This window comes from Acidovorax soli, from assembly GCF_900107605.1.
GTDB classification, from domain to species: domain Bacteria; phylum Pseudomonadota; class Gammaproteobacteria; order Burkholderiales; family Burkholderiaceae_C; genus Acidovorax; species Acidovorax soli.
Genome location: NZ_FNQJ01000017.1, coordinates 43,766 through 60,689, shown reverse-complemented (window position 1 = coordinate 60,689; position 16,924 = coordinate 43,766). Strand labels below are relative to the sequence as shown.

Sequence of the window (16,924 nt, the reverse complement as noted above, 5' to 3'; positions counted from 1 at the left end):
CGGCGCATGGATCTTGCGCCAGCCCCCCAGGACAGCCTAGCCACCTTGCAGCAGGCCAACCAGCACCTGCGCCAGCGCGAACAGCAGATGAGCCTGGCGTTGGATGCCCTGGGCGGCGGGCACTGGGAATGGGACATCCGGCGCCAGAAGCTGGCATGCCATGGGCGCTTCTATGCCGCCTTCGGCATGGATGCCACCGACACCGACGATGCCTGGGACCGCTGGCACGCCCGGCGGCACCCCGACGATGCCGCGCGCCTTGCCGACAAGATAGCGCGTGCCATGCGCGGGCAACTGGACACCTACGAGGCCGAGTTCCGTGTTCTCGACACGGCGGGCCGTTGGCGCTGGGTCATCTCGCGGGGCCTGGTGGGCGAACGCGATGCCACCGGCCACCCCCTCACCTTGCTGGGCATGGCCGTGGACGTCACGGCCCAGCACGATGTCGAAGACGCGCTGCGCGCATCGGAAGCCCGATACACCACCATCTACCAGACCTTGCCCGACCCCGCGGGCATCTCGCGGATATCGGACGGGCGCTATCTCGACGTGAATCCGGCGTTTTGCGAACTGCTCGGTGCAGAGCGCAGCGCTGTACTGGGGCGCACGTCTGCCGAACTCAACATCTGGGCGTCGAGCCAGGAGCGCGCGCGCATGCTGGCCACCTACCAGCGCGAGGGCAAGGTGGACCGCCTGCCCATGGTGGCGCAGCGCCAGGGTGTGCGCGTGCCGGGCCTGATGTCGGCCCGGCCCATCGTGGTGGACGGGGAAAACTGTTTCCTGTTTGTCTTTCACGACATGACAGAGGCGCAGCGCACCAGCGATGAGCTGCGGGCGCTCAACAATCTGCTGCAGCAGGCCGGCCGCATGGCGCGCCTGGGCGCCTGGGAGAACACGCGCGGCAAGGGCACGGGTTATTGGTCGGAGATCTGCTGCGAAATCCACGGCCTGCCCCCCGGCACCCTGCCGCCGAAGGACTATATCCAGCAGTTCGTGGCGCCCGCCTGGCAGGAGAGCCTGCGCAGCAAGATGCGCGACTGCTTCGCGCACCAGGCCGAATGGAGCCTGGTGCACAAAATCATCCGTGCCGATGGCCGCCAGGCCTGGGTGAGCGCCAGTGGCGAGCCGGTGCTGCAAGATGGCAAGGTCATCGGCATGCGCGGTGTGGTACAGGACATCGATGCGGCCAAGCGTTCCGAACAGCAGCTGCGCCAGTCCGAAGACCGGTTCTCGCGCATCTTCCGCCTCATGCCCTACCCCATGGGCATGACGCGCCAAAGCGACGGTGCCTATGTGGAAGTGAACCCTGCGTGGGAGCAATTGCTGGGCTTCACGCGTGCGCAGGCGGTGGGCAGCTCGGCCGTCAAACTGGGTATTTTCCAGGCGCAGGAACGCGCCCGCCTGATAGAGGCGATCCGGCAGACCGGCCAGATCAACGCCTTCGAGGTCAAGATGCGCACGCGCACCGGTGAGGAGCACACGGCACTGCAGTCGATGCTTGCCACGGAGTTCGATGGCCAGGCTTGCTGGCTGTTTGCGCTGCAGGACATCACCGATCGCAAACGCAGCGAAGAGCAGGTGCGCGAACGCGAGGCGCTGCTGTCGCTCACCCTCTCGGCCGCTGCGCTGGGCCTGTGGGACTGGGATCTGCAGACCGGCATGGTCAGCGGCGACGCGCGCTGGCGCGAGCTGCGCGGCGTGACTTCCTACGATGCCGGGGCGCCGGCCGTGCACTGGACGACGGCGGTGGCCGCCGATGCGCTACCCGGCATTGCGGCGGAAGTGGCGCGCCATTGCGCCCACCCGGCCACCCCGTTCGATGCCACCTGGAAAGTGATGCGGCCCCAGCAAACCGCCCGCTGGATCCGCAACCTGGGCAAGATCATCGGCCACGACGGTGCCGGCACACCTGCGCGCATGCTCGGCGTCACCATTGACGTCACGCCACAGCGCGAGCAGGAAGAGCTGCTGCAGAGGCTGGCCCATTACGACGCCCTGACGGGCCTGCCCAACCGCGTTCTGCTGGCCCACCGGCTGCAGGACAGCATGGCCCAGGCCCGGGCGCACGGCACCCAGCTGGGGGTGGCCTACCTGGACCTGGATGGCTTCAAACCCGTCAACGACCGCCTGGGCCACGGTGCGGGCGACCGATTGCTGGTGGTGGTGGCGGGCCGGCTCGCGCGTGCGCTGCGCCCGCAAGATTGCGTGGCCCGACTGGGCGGTGACGAATTCGCCATCCTCCTGCCGGGCCTGGCCTCGCACACCGATGGCGAACGCTTGCTGCAACGCCTGATGGAAAGCATTTCCTCGCCCTACACGCTCGATACCGAGCGGGTGGCCGTGACAGCCAGCATCGGCTACACCATGTTTCCCTCGGACGATGCGGACGCCGACACCCTGCTGCGCCATGCGGACCAGGCCATGTATGCCGCCAAGCAGGCGGGGCGCAACCGGTTTCACCAGTTCGACGCGGCCCAGGAGCGCGCCCGGCGTGAGCAGCGCGAACAGGGCCTGCGTCTGCGCGAGGCGCTGGCACAGGCGCAATTCGTGCTGTTTCTGCAGCCCAAGGTGGTCATGCAGACGGGTCAGGTGGTGGGGGCCGAGGTGCTGGCACGCTGGCAGCACCCCGAACGCGGCCTGCTGCCTCCCGCCGCCTTTTTGCCACTGCTGGACGGCACCCCGCTGGAAATCGACTTTGGTGAGTGGGTGGTGGAAGCGGCACTGGCGCAGCTGGAACGCCTGCTGGATGCGGGTCTGGCCATACCCGTGAGCATCAACATCTCGGCCCAGCAACTGCAGCACCCCGGTTTTGCTGCCTGGATGGTGCAGTGCCTGGCCCGACATCCCCGGTTGGCGCCCAGGCTGGTCGAGCTGGAAATCACCGAAAGTGCGGCGCTGTACGATCTGCCCGCCGTCGCTGCGACGCTGGCCGAACTGCGCGCGCTGGACGTGGCCATCTCGCTCGATGACTTCGGCACCGGCTATTCATCGCTCACCTACCTGCGCCGCCTGCCCATGGACACGCTGAAGATCGACCAGAGCTTCGTGCGGGGCATGATGGCCGATCCGGGGGACCGGGCCATCGTGCAGGGGGTAATCGGCCTGGCCCAGTCGTTTGGCTACCAGGTGGTCGCCGAGGGCGTGGAAACCAAAGCCCAGGGCCAGTTGCTGCTGCAACTCGGCTGTGCCCATGCCCAGGGCAATTGCATTGCGCACCCCATGCCCATCGATGCCTTCATCGAATGGGCCAACCGCTGGCAGCCGCCCGCCGAGTGGCAGCGTCAGAACTCGGAGGATTATTTGATATAGAAACGGCTGCAGCGCTTGATCATCAAGCGCTTGCAGCTATTTTTTGATAGCTTCTGCACCCCATCGGGCACAAGGTTCAGGAGCCCACCAGGTCTTTCACCTGCTGCAACGCTACCGGGTCGTCCATGGTGGTCAGGTCGCCCGGGTCGCGGCGCTCGGCCACGGCCTGCAGAGCGCGGCGCAGCAGCTTGCCGCTGCGCGTCTTGGGCAGCACCGTCACGAAGTACACGCGCGCGGGGCGGGCCACGGCGCCCAGCTGGCTGTCCACCTGCTTCATCACCTCGCCTTCGAGCTTCAGGCGCGCGGCGTCGTCCACCAGACCCGAAGCATCGCGCGGCACGGCAAAGGCCATGGCCACCTGGCCCTTGAGGCTGTCGGCCACGCCCACCACGGCCACTTCGGCGATGTTGGGGTGCGACGAGATGGATTCCTCGATTTCGCGCGTGCCCAGGCGGTGCCCGGCCACGTTGATCACGTCGTCGGTGCGGCCCAGGATGAAGTGGTAGCCATCGGCATCGCGGATGCCCCAGTCAAAGGTGCTGTAGATCAGGCGGCCGGGAATGCTCTTCCAGTAGGTGTTGACGAAGCGCTCATCGTCGCGCCACACGGTCTGCATGCAACCGGGCGGCAGTGGGCCTTCGATGGCCACCACGCCCTTCTGGTTGGGGGCGGTCAATTCTTCGCCGTTGGATTCATCGATCAGCTTGACGTTGTAGCCATACATGGCCTTGCCGGGGCTGCCAAAGCGGGTGGTCTGCTGCTCCACGCCGTTGGCCAGCGTGAGGATGGGCCAGCCGGTCTCGGTCTGCCAGTAGTTGTCGATGATGGGCACCGAGAGCGCGTCGCTGATCCACTGGGCCGTGGGTTCGTCCAGCGGCTCGCCGGCCAGCCACAGGGCCTTGAGGGTGGAGACGTCGTATTTCTGCAGCCACGAGGCGTCGTGCTTTTTCAGCACGCGCACCGCCGTGGGGGCCGAGAACATGTGCGTGACCTTGTACTTTTCGACAATGCTCCACCACACGCCCGCGTCGGGCCGCGTGGGCAGGCCCTCGTACATGATGGTGGTCATGCCGGCGATCAGCGGGCCGTAGATGATGTAGCTGTGCCCCACCACCCAGCCGATGTCGCTGGTGGCAAAGTAGGTCTGGCCGGCCTGGGCATCAAAAATGTGCTTCATGCTGGCGGCCAGCGCCACGGTGTAGCCGCCGGTGTCGCGCTGCACGCCCTTGGGCTTGCCGGTGGTGCCGCTGGTGTAGAGCGTGTAGCTGGGGTGGGTGGATTCCACCCACTCGCAGGGCACGGCGGCGTTCAGGTGCTGCGCGCGCAGCGCCGCCCAGTCGTGGTCGCGGCCGGCGCGCATGGCCATGGGTGCCAGGCCCCGGTCCACCATGAGCACGGCGGTGGGCTTGTGCTTGGACAGCGCGATCGCTTCATCCAGCAGCGGCTTGTAGGGCACGCTCTTGCCGCCGCGCGAGCCGGCATCGGCGCTGACGATGGCCACGGGTTCGGCATCCTCGATGCGCGAAGCCAGCGAACCCGAGGCAAAACCGCCAAACACCACCGAATGCAGTGCACCGATGCGCACGCAGGCCAGCATGGCAAAGGCGGCCTCGGCGATCATGGGCATGTAGATGAGCACGCGGTCGCCCTTCTTCACCCCCAGGCTCTGCAGCACGGCGGCCATGCGCTGCACTTCGGCATGCAGTTCGGCAAAGCTATAGCTGCGCTCGGTATCGGTTTCGGTGGAGATGGCCACCAGCGCCGGCTGGCTGGCGCGGTCCTTGAGGTGGCGGTCGATCGCGTTGTGGCACAGGTTGGTGGTGCCGCCGACAAACCACTTCGCAAACGGCGGGTTGCTGTAGTCGCAGATCTGCCGGGGTGGCGTCTGCCAGTCAATCAGCTGGGCCTGCTCGGCCCAGAAGGTGTCGCGTTGGTCGATGGACTGGCGGTAAAAGTCGGCATAGCTGGGCATGGGGAGTCTCCTCGGCATCTCTCGCCCTGCAGGGGCTGCAGGTTTTGAATTCATAATTATTCATGACGGGCTTTCGGGAAGCTGACGCACAAACGAAATCAATACGCTATTTATTGGATAGCTAGCAGCGCCTGCTGTATCAACGCAGGAGGCCCAAAAGAGGCTGAAAGATCAGCCGCCCTATTTCACCAGCGCCAGAACGTCCTTGAACACCGGGTTCTCGCAGCTGCGCAGCCACTCAAACGCCACCATCTCGGTGGTCACCAGCTCGGCACCCGCACCGGCCAGCCGGTCGAAGGCGGCATCGCGGTTGCGCTCGGTGCGCGAGCTGCAGGCGTCGGTCACCACCCACACTTCGAACTCATCCTCGATCAGGTCCAGCGCGGTCTGCAGCAGGCACACATGGGCCTCGCAGCCGGCGATGACGATGGTGCCGCGCTCGGGCGCCTGCTGGGCGGGTTTTTGCAGGTGGCGTGGCAGGCTGCGGGCATTGCCACCCTGCTGGGGCTTTGCGGGTGGACGCAGCCATTCGCCCAGGCCTTCTTCGGCGGCGCTGAAGTGCATCTTGGCCAGCGTGTTCTGGCACAGGGCGCGCAGCGCAGTGTCGTTGCCACCCAGGCGCGATGGGTTCTGCTCGGTGCCCCACACGGGCACCTCCATGAGCCGGGCCACCTGGGCCAGGCGCAGCGCATTTGCCAGCACGGCGGGGCCTTCAAAGATGGCCGGCATCAGGCGTTCCTGGTAGTCCACCAGAACGAGTTGGGATTCAGAGGCGTCGAGCAGCATGGTGTCCTTCAGAAACGGGCCAGTTCACGGCAAAGGCGCTGATTGTCGCAGCCCGCCTCGGCGCTGCAGCAGCGACCGGAGCGCCTGCGCCAGGGGTTCGGCCATGGCCACGGCGTTGCTGGCATGGGGAATGCAGTCGGTGCTCCAAACCTCGCCTACACCGGCGTCGTTCAGCGCCTGCAGGGCATCGCCGGCAAACAGGGCATGGGTGACGGCCACGTCCACCGACGCCGCCCCTGCCGCCCGCAGCAGCCGCGTGGCCAGCGCCAGGGTGCGGCCGGTGCTGGCCATGTCGTCGAGCAGCACCACGGCGCGCCCTGCGGCGGCGATGGGTGGCAGCTCGATCGTGACATCCCGGTCACCGTGGCGCACCTTGGTGCAGACCGCGTGGTCAAAGCCATGGCGGACGGCGGCCTGGGCTATCCACTGGGCCGACTCGCCATCGGGCCCGACCAGCAAGGCGTGCGGGCGCCGCCGGGCGATCAGGTCGGACAGCGGCTCGGCCCCGCTGAGCGCAATGGCATCGGGCACGGCCATCGCCTCCTGCAGCGTCGCCACCCGGTGCAGGTGCGGATCGACCGTGATGACGGCATCCACCAGCCCGGCCAGAAACCCGCCCACCACCTGCTGGCTGACCACCTCGCCGGGCGCGAAGGCAATGTCCTGCCGCATATAGGCCAGGTAGGGTGCCACCAGCGTGATGTGCCGTGCGCCCAGGGTGCGCGCAGCGCGGGCTGCCAGCAGCAGCTCGACCAGTTTCTCGTTGGGATCGTGCAGGCTGCGCAGCAGCACTACCTGGGGCGGCAGGCGCCCTGCCCCGTCCACCGGCAGCCGCAATTTGAGCTCGCCATCGGGGAAACGGTGGCGCTCGATCATCTTCGCGGGCAATTGCGCAGCCTGGGCCAGTCGCCCGGCGGCATCGGTTTCATCATCGAAATGCAGCAGGCAGGCCTGCAATGGGTCAGCCAACATGGTCAGAACTCCACAAATACCTGGGGCACGGCGTCGGCAGCGCCCAGCCGGTAGCCAATGTCCCGGACACTGGCCTGCCGGGCAAACTCCAGGTCGGCGGGGTAGCCGGCATGCACGCGGTACAGCACATCGCCCTGCGCCACCGTGGCGCCCAGCTTGTGCAACAGGTCCACGCCCGCGCCCTGCACCTTGGGTGCGCCCGCCAGCCGGGCCACACGGGCGATCTGGAAGTTGTCGATGCCCACCACGGTGCCGCTGGCGGGTGCGCAGACCTCGAAGGTCAGTGGCCCCAGCTGCGGATGCAGGTGATCGAACCCCTTGCTGCCCTGCGCGGCGATGATCTCTTCCATGCGCCGCAGCGCCCGGCCCGAATCGAGAATGTCGCGCGCAATGGCGTAGCCGTCGCCGCCGCGCACGTCGGGGTCGCATTCGATCAGGCGGCCCGCCAGCCGCAAGGATTTCTGCCGCAGGTCGTTGGGCGCATCGGGGTCGTTTTGCAGCACACGCATGACGTCGCGCGCCTCCAGCACCGGACCGATGCCGTTGCCCACGGGCTGGCGCCCGTCGGTGATGACCACGTCCAGCGACAGGCCCATGCGCCGCGCCACATATTCAAACAGGCGGCGCAAGCGCTGGGCCTCGGGCATGGAGCGCACCTTGGCCGTGGGGCCGATGGGAATATCGAGCACCAGGTGGGTGGCGCCGGCGGCCACCTTCTTGGACAGGATGGAGGCCACCATCTGCCCGGCCGAATCGATGGACAGCGGGCGCTCCACCGAAATCAGCACATCATCGGCCGGTGAAAGATTGGCCGTGCCACCCCAGGCCAGGCAGCCGCGGTAGTCGCGCACGATGTCGGCCAGCTGCTCGGACGGCAGCTCCACCTTGGCCAGCACCTCCATGGTGTCGGCCGTGCCGGCCGGCGAGGTGATGGCGCGCGACGATGTCTTGGGGCACAACATGCCATGGGCCGCCACGATGGGCACCACCAGCATGGTCGTGCGGTTGCCGGGGATGCCGCCGATGCAGTGCTTGTCCACCACCAGCGGTTCATGCCAGTCGAGGCGTCGGCCGCTGGCCACCATGGCGTCGGTCAGGAAGAACACCTCTTCGCGGTCGAGCTCATCGCGGTGGCAGGCCACGACAAAGGCCGTCAGCTCGATCTTGGAATAGTGGTGGCCCGCAATGTCGCGCACGATGGCCGCGTAATCCGCCCGCGTCAGGCGCTCGCCAGAAATCTTGCGAAACAGCGCCCCCATGGACTCGGGCGGCTCGGCCTGCGTGACCGACACGGTGTGGCCGTTTTCCACATCCAGCTGGGCAAAGGCGTCTTCTGACAGGCCCAGCTCATGGCAGCCCACGATGGCGGTGTCGTCCACCACGTTCACGGTGGCCAGGATGTGGCGGCCATTGGCGCGCACCTCGATCTTGGACAGCGCCTGAAAGCCCTCGGCCCGGTACACCGCGCAATCGCGGTGCAGGTAGGCAACGTTTTCGTGCCAGGTGTCGATGGCCACGCGGCGCAGGGCGAGTTGGGATGGAATCTGGGTGGAAACGGGTGCAGCAGGCATGTCCCGGGGTTCGCTGGTCTCGATATGCATGGACAGCAGCCTACACCGTAAATGCCGCCGCCGAAACGGGAAAACGATTCAAATCAACAACTTGCGCAGAACACCCGATTCCGGGCCTGTAAGAAAAGCGTGTTACCCTCCGCACCCATGTCCCGTTGGTTCATCGCCTTACTCCTCACCGTTGCCTCTGCCGCCCAAGCTGCCCCTGCAGCGGCATCCCCCGAAGATATCGAGCGTTTTCTGGCCGATAAAGGCCTGCTGACCCAGCTCGATGACGTGCGCCATTCCGTGGCAGACAAAGCCCATGTGGTCGCCGACCGCACCGCAGATCTGCTCAGCAACGCCATGGGATTCATCGGCGTACCCTATCGCCGCGGTGGCACCAGTGCGGCAACCGGCTTTGACTGCAGCGGCTTCGTGCTCACCGTCTACGAGAAAACCGTGGGCAAGATCCTGCCCCGCAGAGCTGATGAGCAGGCCGCCAGCACCCAGGTGATCGACAAAAAGGAACTGCAGCCCGGCGATCTGGTGTTCTTCAACACCATGCGCCGCGCCTTCAGCCATGTGGGTATCTATGTGGGCGACGGCAAATTCATCCACTCGCCCCGCACCGGCAGCGAAGTGCGGGTCGAAGACATGCGCCAGTCCTACTGGCAACGCCGTTTCGACGGGGCCCGCCGGGTCACCGTGGAAGCCAAAGCCCAGCCCTGAGCTTTGCAGCGCTGCAAGCCTCTGCGGCCTCACCCTGGTCAGGGCTTCACAGTGACCGTTTCAGTGCTTCGAATGGGTCCACCCGTGATATTGACGGGTCCCTTGTCGGGGTTGCTGCGCATGGCACGGGCGTCGGCCATGTCCTGCTGGTAACGCGACAGTGCCTCAGCTTCACAGCCCTTGCGTTCCTTGCCTGGGGGCATGGCCTTGCATTCTTCCAGACTGACCTTCAACCCGCCACCGGCTTCGCGGATGGCCGACTGGTAGCGTTGCTGGGCCGTGGTGTCGGGCACGGCACCCCGCATCAGCGATGCCTCACCCCTACCTTGGGCCCAAACCGGTACCGACAACACACCTGCAACCGCACAGACTGTTGCAGCCAGCAGGCCTGACAACGTATGGTTTTTCATGTGATTTCCTTTCGAGTTCATCCGAAGAGGTCAATTTAGAAGCGGGACACAGATGCCACCATAGGTCGGCTCCCGGGCAAGGCGCAGGTGCCGAGCGCGCCCGGGTGTCGGACAATGTCCACATGCATGGGCTTTGCCCGCCCTTGGGTGCTTCTCGCCATTGCGCCAACACAAGGCCCTGTCTGACACACGCGCCAGGGTCATTTGGCATACATTGGCACCTATCTTTATTACCAGGTGCCGCCATGCTGTCAATCCTCGGAACCCTCATCGTCGGACTCGTCGTTGGCTTCATTGCGCGGGCGGTCAAGCCCGGCGACGACAAGCTTGGCTGGATCATGACCGCCTTGCTGGGCGTGGCCGGCTCGTTTCTCGCCAGTTACGTGGGGACGGCCATGGGCTGGTACCAGCATGGCGCCGCTGCAGGCTGGATTGCCTCGGTGGTGGGCGCGGTGGTATTGCTGGTGATCTACGGCCTGTTCAAAGGCAAGACCTGATCGCAGGCCAGCCCATGGCAAGCGCCCGGCAAATGGCCGCAGGCAACCCCGAACTGGCGGCGGCCGTGCAGCGCAGCCGCCGCCTGCTGCACCGCCGCGCCCTGGTGGCAGCGGTGGCCAGCACAGTGCCGGTGCCAGGGCTGGACTGGGCGGTAGATGCCGCACTGCTCTCGCAGCTGCTGCCGCAAGTCAATGCCCAGTTTGGGCTCACGCCTGCGCAACTCGACCAGCTCGACCCGCACAAGCGCGAGCAGGTGCAAAAAGCGGTGACGTTGGTCGGGTCCGTGCTGATCGGCAAATTCATCACCAAGGAACTGGTGCTGCGTGCCACCCGAGCGGTGGGCCTGCGTCTCACGACAAAGCAGCTGGTCAAATATGTGCCGCTGGCAGGCCAGGCGGTGGCCGCCACCGTGGGCTACACCACCTTGCGCTACCTGGGGGAGCAGCACCTGCGCGATTGCGTGCAGGTGGTGCAACAGTCCCAGTTGAGGCTGCCGGCACCGCGCTGATTGCTCCTGAAAAAGTAGCTTTTTACGTTGATGCAATAAAGGCAAGCAGCGGTTTTCATCCTCATCAGGGTGCGCGCTACGCGCGTCACGCCACAAGCCGGCGCCCCCTTTTCCTGCAGCGCCCCTGTCCAAGGCAAAATCCCGGCCCATGGCTTCCGCTGGCGACAAGCTCCCCTCCCCCAAGCGCCCAGCACCGGCATTGCGTGAGCAGGGGGTGGCAATGTGGCTTGAGGCCCTGCGCAGCCACGCCGATGCGGCAGCGCTGCAGCGGCTCCCGCCCCTGGCCGATGCGGACGCGGCCCGCGTCATGGCCTTGCTCCGCCAGGACGGCGCGGCCTTGCCGCCGGCCCGCCCCGCCGAGCCAGCGCAGACAGCCGCAGCAGAACCAGGCCAGTTTCGCCCCCGGCTGACGCTGCAGACCCTGGGCCGGGGCGATGGTCTGCTGGGCCTGCAGCCGCACGGAAAGCTCGGCCCGCGCAGCGGCAGCGTCACCCTCGCTCGCATTGACTGGACCTACCGCACCCCAAGTGGTGCAGCCTGGCAGACACCCGCACCCACCACCGTGCTCAACAGCCGCCCGGCGCTGGAAGAAGCGCTTTACGACACCGGCGGCCCCGTGGTGCGCCTGCAGCGCAACCTGGTCGCCGAGGCCGACGCCATGGACCGCGTGTGGGACCTGGGCCTGATCCCCGTCGATGCGCGCAAGCTGCAATGGCGCCACCGCGCTGCCGCCAGCAGCCTCGGCCCCGTGTGGACGCTGGCGCAGGAGGCGCACTTTGGCGACTTCTGGGCCGAGCAGATCCCCCAACTGCGCGCCGAAGGCTGGAGCGTGGTGGTGCACCCCGGCTTTGCGCACGAAAGCGTGCCCGTGCAGCGCTGGAAGCTGCTGATTGCCCCCGACACCGGCGAACTGCTGGGCAAGGAGATGGATGGTCCGCTGAGCAAACGCCAACGCCCCGTGCAAAAGCACATGCTGCCCGGGCGCGAAGGCGCCTGGCTGCTCAGCCTGGGCATCGAGATCGATGGGCAGACGCTGGACCTGGCCCCCCTGCTGGCCGACCTGCTGCGCCGCGACGCACGCTGGCTCAACGCCCGGCAGATGGCGGCCATCGACGACATCGCCATCATCTCGCTGCGCACACCCGGCGGGCAACGCATCGACGCGCCCGCCGGGCCGCTCAAGGCCATCGTGGGGGCCATGGTCGATCTGCTGACCGACCCGACACGCAACCAGCGCAAGGAAGGCGATCCGCTGCACCTGGGTGCGTGGGAGGTCCGCCGCATCGAGGCCCTGCGTGCCGCTCTGGTGCAGGCCCACCGCGTGGGCACGGTCAATGGCTGGAACAACGACTGGCAGCTGCAGGGCGATGCGGGCCTGGCGCAGCTTGCCAAGCGCCTGCGCTCTATCGGCACGCCACAGCCGGTGGCCGCCCCGCAGGGCCTGCAGGTGCAGCTGCGCCCCTATCAACTGGAAGGCCTGGCCTGGCTGCAATACCTGCGCGAACAAGGCCTGGGTGGCATCCTGGCCGACGACATGGGCCTGGGCAAAACCGCGCAGGCCCTGGCCCATGTGCTCACCGAAAAGGAAGCGGGGCGCCTCACCCGCCCGGCCCTGGTGGTGCTGCCCACCTCGCTGCTCTTCAACTGGCAAGCCGAGGCCGCGCGCATGGCTCCGGGCCTGCGCGTGCTCAGCCTGCATGGCCCCGATCGCGGCCAGCGCTACCTGCAGATCGCCCAGCACGATCTGGTGCTCACCACCTACCCGCTGCTCTGGCGCGATGTGGACGCGCTGGCCACCCAGCCGTTCCACCTGCTGATCCTGGACGAGGCGCAGATGGTGAAGAACGCCGGCAGCCGCAGCGCCCGCGCCCTGCGCAAGCTGCAGGCCCCGCACCTGCTGTGCCTGACGGGCACGCCGCTGGAAAACCACCTGGGCGAGCTGTGGGCGCAGTTCGACTTTTTGATGCCGGGCTTTCTGGGCGACGTGCGCAGCTTCAACGCCCGCTGGCGCAAGCCCATCGAGGAGAACGGCGAAACCCTGCGCGCCCAGTTGCTGTCGCAGCGCGTGCGCCCCTTCATCCTGCGCCGCCGCAAGCAGGACGTGGCCACCGAACTGCCGCCGCGCACCGAAACCATCCTGCGCGTGCAGCTCCAAGGCCAGCAGCGCGAACTGTACGAGGCCGTGCGCACCACGGCCGACCAGCAGGTGTGCCGCGTGCTGGCACAGCAGAGTTTCGAAGGCGCGCAGATCACCATCCTGGACGCCTTGCTCAAGCTGCGCCAGGTCTGCTGCGACCCCCGCCTTGTGAAGGGAGCGAAAGTCCACCCCGGCACCGAACGCGCCAAGCTGGAGCTGCTGGCCGACCTGCTGCCTGCCCTGGTCGATGAAGGGCGCCGCGTGCTGGTGTTCTCGCAGTTCACCGAAATGCTCACGCTGGTGGCCGAGCTGCTCGATACCCTGGCCCTTCCCTACCTCACCCTCACCGGCCAGACACCGCCGCGCCAGCGGGGCGCAGTCGTCAGGAGCTTTCAGGCGCAGGATGATGCCAGCGCTCCCATGCTGCTTGCCAGCCTCAAGGCCGGCGGCGTGGGCCTGAACCTCACGGCGGCGGATACCGTGATCCACCTCGACCCCTGGTGGAACCCCGCCGTGGCAGAACAGGCCACCGCCCGCGCCCACCGCATCGGGCAAAACCAGCCCGTGTTCGTTTACCAACTGGTGGTGCAAGGCAGCATCGAAGAACGCATGCTGGAGCTGCAGGCCAGCAAGGCCGCGCTGGCCCAGGGTGTGCTGGGGCATGACGCCGAGGGCGCGGTCAAATTCAGCGAGGCCGACCTGCACGCACTGCTGGCGCCACTGACCGAACCCGCCAGCAACCCGCTGGCCATACCGGGCGAAGACGCCCTGCGCTGGGGTGGCACAGGCCAACGGCGGCCGCGACCGCTGCAGCCACCATAAGTTGACGTGTTTTTGGCCTCTGGCGCTTTGCCGACAAGCACCATGAGCCATCCGATATGCAGCCAATGAAACACACGGCACGCCACCCGCACAAAAGCCAGCCCGCCATCGCCTTTGCCACAATGGCGCCATGACCGCACCGCCCATTGCTCCAGCCCGCCTCCAGCGCTACTGGCTGATGAAATCCGAGCCCGACGAGTGCTCCATCGACGACGCCCTGGCCGCGCCCCATGCCACCGTGCCGTGGACCGGCGTGCGCAACTACCAGGCCCGCAACTTCATGCGCGACGAGATGCAGGTGGGTGATGGCGTGCTGTTCTACCACTCCAGTTGCTCCGAGCCTGGTATTGCCGGCATCGCGCGCATCGTATCCCGAGCACGGGCTGACCCCACGCAGTTTGATACTGCATCGCCTTACTGTGATCCCCGGTCCCCATCCGACAAACCGCGCTGGCTGCTGCTAGATGTGCAGGCCGTGCGCAAGACGCGGTTGATCGGCCTGGCGGAACTGCGCAAACACCCTGAACTCACGGGAATGCAGGTGCTGCAAAAAGGTAATCGGCTGTCGATTACACCGGTGGACGCAGCGCACTGGGAACGGATACTGCAACTGTCGGTGGATTGATGGAATGGGAAGGCGGTCATCCCATGACCGCCCATGCAAAGGGAACGGGCTTACAGTCTTCCTGGAACAGCTATCCGAATGGGCCTTGCGTCCCAAATTGACAAACGCATTCCGTCGCCAAACCGATTTTCAGTCTTGGCGCAGAGGTTCATTCTTTCGATGCACCCAAATGGTCTTTCATGTGCGTCATGGCCATCAGCAATGCAGCCCCGCCCAGGGTCTTGATGAGACCGGAATGTTCCGCGTAGAAGCTCCCCAACTGGTCTGCCAGACCAGGGGTGGATTCATGCGCGTGATTGACTACAGCCTGCACCTGCTCCGGTGTGAGTTGAGAAGCTTGCTCGGGTGTCACCTGGCTGCTTCCAGGCGACAACACCCGGCCCAGCACACCACCGGCCAGCGCAGACGCTGCAGTGGGGCCCACGGTTGCCAGAATCTGGTTGAGCAACCCAGCCTGTTGTTGTGCATTGGAATTGCCAAACAGTTGCCCCACCAAATCCCCGATGGGGGCCGTGCTGTCCGAGCGAAACGTGTTGGCAAGTGCCGCGCCCAGAACATCCTTGGGGACGCTTTGGGTCGCCTGATCGAAGTGTTGGTCCGAGACGCTACCGGAAGATGCCAGTTGCGTCAGCATGTCGAGAATACCCATGGCAAGGTCCTTTCAGTTGCGCTTCATTCGCGCGTGACCAGGTGATACACCAGCAAAAGCACTGCGGCGCCCACGACGGAGCCGATAAAGCCCGCCGTATTGCCCGCCCCATACCATCCCAAGCGCTGCCCGATGAACGAGGCAGCCACAGAGCCCGCAACACCCAGCACAGCGGTCATGATGAAGCCGCTAGGCCCTTTGCCGGGGGTGATCATCTTGGCAACGAAACCCGCCAAAAAGCCAATGAGAACCGTCCAAACCCAATGCATCATGGTGCGTACCTCCGCCATTGAAGTCCACGCATCATCGCTCAATCTGCGAAGAAATAAAACACGCCACACCAGCGCTTCGTCGCTGGTGTGGCCGAAACCAGGGGTTACTGAGTGCAGGCTTTACCGTGGCTGCCATGGAAGCCTTTCGCCTTGGCATCGGCTTCGCTCATGTACTCGCCATGTTTGGTCTTGCCGTAGAACTTGTCGTTGGCGCAGTGGTACACCTTGGTCGAATCATTCGCCCACACCTTGCCAGCGCCGCCACCGGGTGCTTGCGCCATGGGTGCGCTATCGGCTTTGGTGGCGGGCTTGCCAACTGCGGGCGCAGCCGCAGCAGCCGTTCCGGCTTTTTTGTCCACTCCGCCGTGGCCCCGGCATGCGCCCTTGAGGGTGTCGCCACTGAAAGGTGTTCCATCCTTGCACACCGCGTTGACCGTGGCAGCAGCGGGTGCTGCCGCCTTTGCAGCCACAGCGGCGGCGGGCATTGCAGGTGCCGCTGGCACAACAGCCTTGGCCGCTGCAGGCGCCGACGGGCTCACGGGCGCCGCAGGAGCTGCGGTCTGGGCAAATACAGCGCCGGCAAAAACGGTGCTCAACGCCATCAGAATCAACGATTTTTTCATGGGAGCCTTCAAAAAAGCACGGAATTACGTGCGTTTGCTGTTAACGCCCCCCCATTTCATGGGTTGACCGCAAATATGTTTCATTTCGTGCGCAACCGTGTTGATGGCTGCCTACGCAAGATCCGCGGCCCGATAGACCAGCACCTTCAGCGCCCTTTCATCGTTCGCATCGGCAAACACCGGCGGGTTGGCCACCCGCTCCACAAACACCAGCTCTGGCGCCAGATCACGCATCTGGTCGTGCAGGAAATCCACACCCAGTTCAGGCGCGTTCAGGCACAGCAACGCATGGCCGCCGGGCGCCAGCAGGTCGGGCAGGCGGCGCATCAGGCGGGCGTAGTCCTTGGTGGCGACGAAGCTGCCCTTCTGGTAGCTGGGCGGGTCCACGATCACCAGGCCATACGGCCCGCCGCGCGTGATCTTGCCCCAGGTGCTGAAAATATCGTGCGCCAGAAAGCTGGCTCCGGTAGTGATGCCGTTGAGCTGGTGGTTCTGCTGCCCGATGGCGATGGCGCCAGGGCTCATGTCCACGTTCACGACCTGGCGTGCGCCGGCCTGAAGGGCCACCACCGAGAAAGCACAGGTGTAGGCAAAGAGGTTGAGTACCTTCAGGCCATAGCGGTCCTGGCTGCGTGCCGAAGCGTAAGCGCGCACCCAGCACCGACCTTCGGCCATGTCCAGGAACAGGCCGTGGTTCTGCCCCTTGAGCACATGCACGCGAAAGCACGCGCCCTGCTCCGTCACCACATGCGGCTCGGGCACGCTGCCGGCCATCAGCCGGGTTTCCATGTGGCCAACTTGGCGGCATTGAAAGACCCAGTTGAGCGGCTGGCCGGGGGCCAGCTGTTGCCAGCGTTCGGTCAATGCCGCGCCGATGACGGTCAGATCCTCGTCGGTGACCGGCTGGAAACTGGTCAGCACCCAGACAGGCGGGTAGGCATCCAGCACCCAGTGTTCGCAGCCAGGATACAGACCGCCCCGGCCATGGAAGATGCGCTGTGCGTCGATGGGCAGGTCCATCGTGGCGATGGCGTTCAATAAAGCTTGCATGCAGGCAGA

The 16,924-nt window shown here is 65.9% G+C and carries 15 protein-coding genes; 6 read left to right on the top strand and 9 right to left on the bottom strand.

Translation table 11 applies throughout. The features are described from left to right. Positions 1-6 precede the first annotated feature (6 nt). Positions 7-3,309, top strand: coding sequence for a sensor domain-containing protein (locus tag BLW02_RS12150; RefSeq protein ID WP_092698924.1), 3,303 nt, complete (start codon positions 7-9; stop codon positions 3,307-3,309). Positions 3,310-3,385: 76 nt separating this feature from the next. Here the strand turns inward: BLW02_RS12150 and BLW02_RS12145 are convergent, their stop codons facing one another. The 4 genes from BLW02_RS12145 to BLW02_RS12130 all read right to left on the bottom strand — a co-directional run bounded on the left by BLW02_RS12145 (position 3,386) and on the right by BLW02_RS12130 (position 8,610). Beyond that, positions 3,386-5,281, bottom strand: a complete 1,896-nt coding sequence (locus BLW02_RS12145) for a propionate--CoA ligase (RefSeq protein ID WP_092698922.1) — start codon at positions 5,279-5,281, stop codon at positions 3,386-3,388. 180 nt (positions 5,282-5,461) lie between these two features. After that, positions 5,462-6,067 (bottom strand): isochorismatase family protein, encoded by a 606-nt coding sequence (locus BLW02_RS12140; RefSeq protein ID WP_092698920.1) that lies wholly within the window; start codon positions 6,065-6,067, stop codon positions 5,462-5,464. A 24-nt stretch (positions 6,068-6,091) separates the two neighbouring features. Further along, entirely contained in the window at positions 6,092-7,039 is a 948-nt protein-coding gene (locus BLW02_RS12135) for a ribose-phosphate diphosphokinase (protein WP_092698918.1), read from the bottom strand. 2 nt (positions 7,040-7,041) lie between these two features. Next, positions 7,042-8,610 carry a thymidine phosphorylase family protein gene (locus BLW02_RS12130; RefSeq protein WP_092698971.1) on the bottom strand — a complete coding sequence of 523 codons (1,569 nt, stop codon included), beginning with the start codon at positions 8,608-8,610 and terminating at the stop codon, positions 7,042-7,044. Positions 8,611-8,757: 147 nt separating this feature from the next. On the opposite strand from BLW02_RS12130, the gene BLW02_RS12125 reads away from it, so the two are divergent. Continuing rightward, on the top strand, positions 8,758-9,321 hold the full coding sequence (locus BLW02_RS12125; RefSeq protein WP_092698916.1) for a C40 family peptidase: 564 nt from the start codon (positions 8,758-8,760) through the stop codon (positions 9,319-9,321). Between the two features lie 38 nt (positions 9,322-9,359). Here the strand turns inward: BLW02_RS12125 and BLW02_RS12120 are convergent, their stop codons facing one another. Continuing rightward, positions 9,360-9,731: a hypothetical protein gene (locus tag BLW02_RS12120; RefSeq protein WP_092698914.1), complete on the bottom strand. Its 372-nt coding sequence runs from the start codon at positions 9,729-9,731 to the stop codon at positions 9,360-9,362. A gap of 245 nt (positions 9,732-9,976) precedes the next feature. On the opposite strand from BLW02_RS12120, the gene BLW02_RS12115 reads away from it, so the two are divergent. From BLW02_RS12115 to BLW02_RS12100, 4 genes are all read left to right on the top strand, one after another. After that, positions 9,977-10,228 (top strand): GlsB/YeaQ/YmgE family stress response membrane protein, encoded by a 252-nt coding sequence (locus BLW02_RS12115; RefSeq protein ID WP_092698912.1) that lies wholly within the window; start codon positions 9,977-9,979, stop codon positions 10,226-10,228. A 14-nt stretch (positions 10,229-10,242) separates the two neighbouring features. Then, positions 10,243-10,737, top strand: a complete 495-nt coding sequence (locus tag BLW02_RS12110) for a hypothetical protein (RefSeq protein ID WP_092698910.1) — start codon at positions 10,243-10,245, stop codon at positions 10,735-10,737. A gap of 148 nt (positions 10,738-10,885) precedes the next feature. Further along, entirely contained in the window at positions 10,886-13,696 is a 2,811-nt protein-coding gene (locus tag BLW02_RS12105; protein ID WP_092698908.1) for a DEAD/DEAH box helicase, read from the top strand. A gap of 130 nt (positions 13,697-13,826) precedes the next feature. Beyond that, complete coding sequence (locus BLW02_RS12100) at positions 13,827-14,321, top strand: EVE domain-containing protein (RefSeq protein ID WP_092698906.1); 495 nt, start codon at positions 13,827-13,829, stop codon at positions 14,319-14,321. 148 nt (positions 14,322-14,469) lie between these two features. Here the strand turns inward: BLW02_RS12100 and BLW02_RS12095 are convergent, their stop codons facing one another. The 4 genes from BLW02_RS12095 to BLW02_RS12080 all read right to left on the bottom strand — a co-directional run bounded on the left by BLW02_RS12095 (position 14,470) and on the right by BLW02_RS12080 (position 16,915). Beyond that, positions 14,470-14,970: a hypothetical protein gene (locus BLW02_RS12095; RefSeq protein ID WP_092698904.1), complete on the bottom strand. Its 501-nt coding sequence runs from the start codon at positions 14,968-14,970 to the stop codon at positions 14,470-14,472. Between the two features lie 23 nt (positions 14,971-14,993). Further along, on the bottom strand, positions 14,994-15,239 hold the full coding sequence (locus BLW02_RS12090) for a GlsB/YeaQ/YmgE family stress response membrane protein (RefSeq protein WP_092698969.1): 246 nt from the start codon (positions 15,237-15,239) through the stop codon (positions 14,994-14,996). Positions 15,240-15,346: 107 nt separating this feature from the next. After that, positions 15,347-15,865, bottom strand: coding sequence for a hypothetical protein (locus tag BLW02_RS12085; RefSeq protein WP_092698902.1), 519 nt, complete (start codon positions 15,863-15,865; stop codon positions 15,347-15,349). A 111-nt stretch (positions 15,866-15,976) separates the two neighbouring features. Further along, entirely contained in the window at positions 15,977-16,915 is a 939-nt protein-coding gene (locus BLW02_RS12080; RefSeq protein WP_092698900.1) for a class I SAM-dependent methyltransferase, read from the bottom strand. Positions 16,916-16,924 lie beyond the last annotated feature (9 nt).

Coding starts and splice junctions, on each gene's coding strand:
- BLW02_RS12120 (WP_092698914.1), bottom strand. CDS start 9,731: ATGAAAAACCATACGTTGTCAGGCCTGCTGGCTGCAACAGTCTGTGCG.
- BLW02_RS12110 (WP_092698910.1), top strand. CDS start 10,243: ATGGCAAGCGCCCGGCAAATGGCCGCAGGCAACCCCGAACTGGCGGCG.
- BLW02_RS12150 (WP_092698924.1), top strand. CDS start 7: ATGGATCTTGCGCCAGCCCCCCAGGACAGCCTAGCCACCTTGCAGCAG.
- BLW02_RS12140 (WP_092698920.1), bottom strand. CDS start 6,067: ATGCTGCTCGACGCCTCTGAATCCCAACTCGTTCTGGTGGACTACCAG.
- BLW02_RS12095 (WP_092698904.1), bottom strand. CDS start 14,970: ATGGGTATTCTCGACATGCTGACGCAACTGGCATCTTCCGGTAGCGTC.
- BLW02_RS12080 (WP_092698900.1), bottom strand. CDS start 16,915: ATGCAAGCTTTATTGAACGCCATCGCCACGATGGACCTGCCCATCGAC.
- BLW02_RS12100 (WP_092698906.1), top strand. CDS start 13,827: ATGACCGCACCGCCCATTGCTCCAGCCCGCCTCCAGCGCTACTGGCTG.
- BLW02_RS12090 (WP_092698969.1), bottom strand. CDS start 15,239: ATGCATTGGGTTTGGACGGTTCTCATTGGCTTTTTGGCGGGTTTCGTT.
- BLW02_RS12130 (WP_092698971.1), bottom strand. CDS start 8,610: ATGCCTGCTGCACCCGTTTCCACCCAGATTCCATCCCAACTCGCCCTG.
- BLW02_RS12135 (WP_092698918.1), bottom strand. CDS start 7,039: ATGTTGGCTGACCCATTGCAGGCCTGCCTGCTGCATTTCGATGATGAA.
- BLW02_RS12085 (WP_092698902.1), bottom strand. CDS start 15,865: ATGAAAAAATCGTTGATTCTGATGGCGTTGAGCACCGTTTTTGCCGGC.
- BLW02_RS12125 (WP_092698916.1), top strand. CDS start 8,758: ATGTCCCGTTGGTTCATCGCCTTACTCCTCACCGTTGCCTCTGCCGCC.
- BLW02_RS12145 (WP_092698922.1), bottom strand. CDS start 5,281: ATGCCCAGCTATGCCGACTTTTACCGCCAGTCCATCGACCAACGCGAC.
- BLW02_RS12115 (WP_092698912.1), top strand. CDS start 9,977: ATGCTGTCAATCCTCGGAACCCTCATCGTCGGACTCGTCGTTGGCTTC.
- BLW02_RS12105 (WP_092698908.1), top strand. CDS start 10,886: ATGGCTTCCGCTGGCGACAAGCTCCCCTCCCCCAAGCGCCCAGCACCG.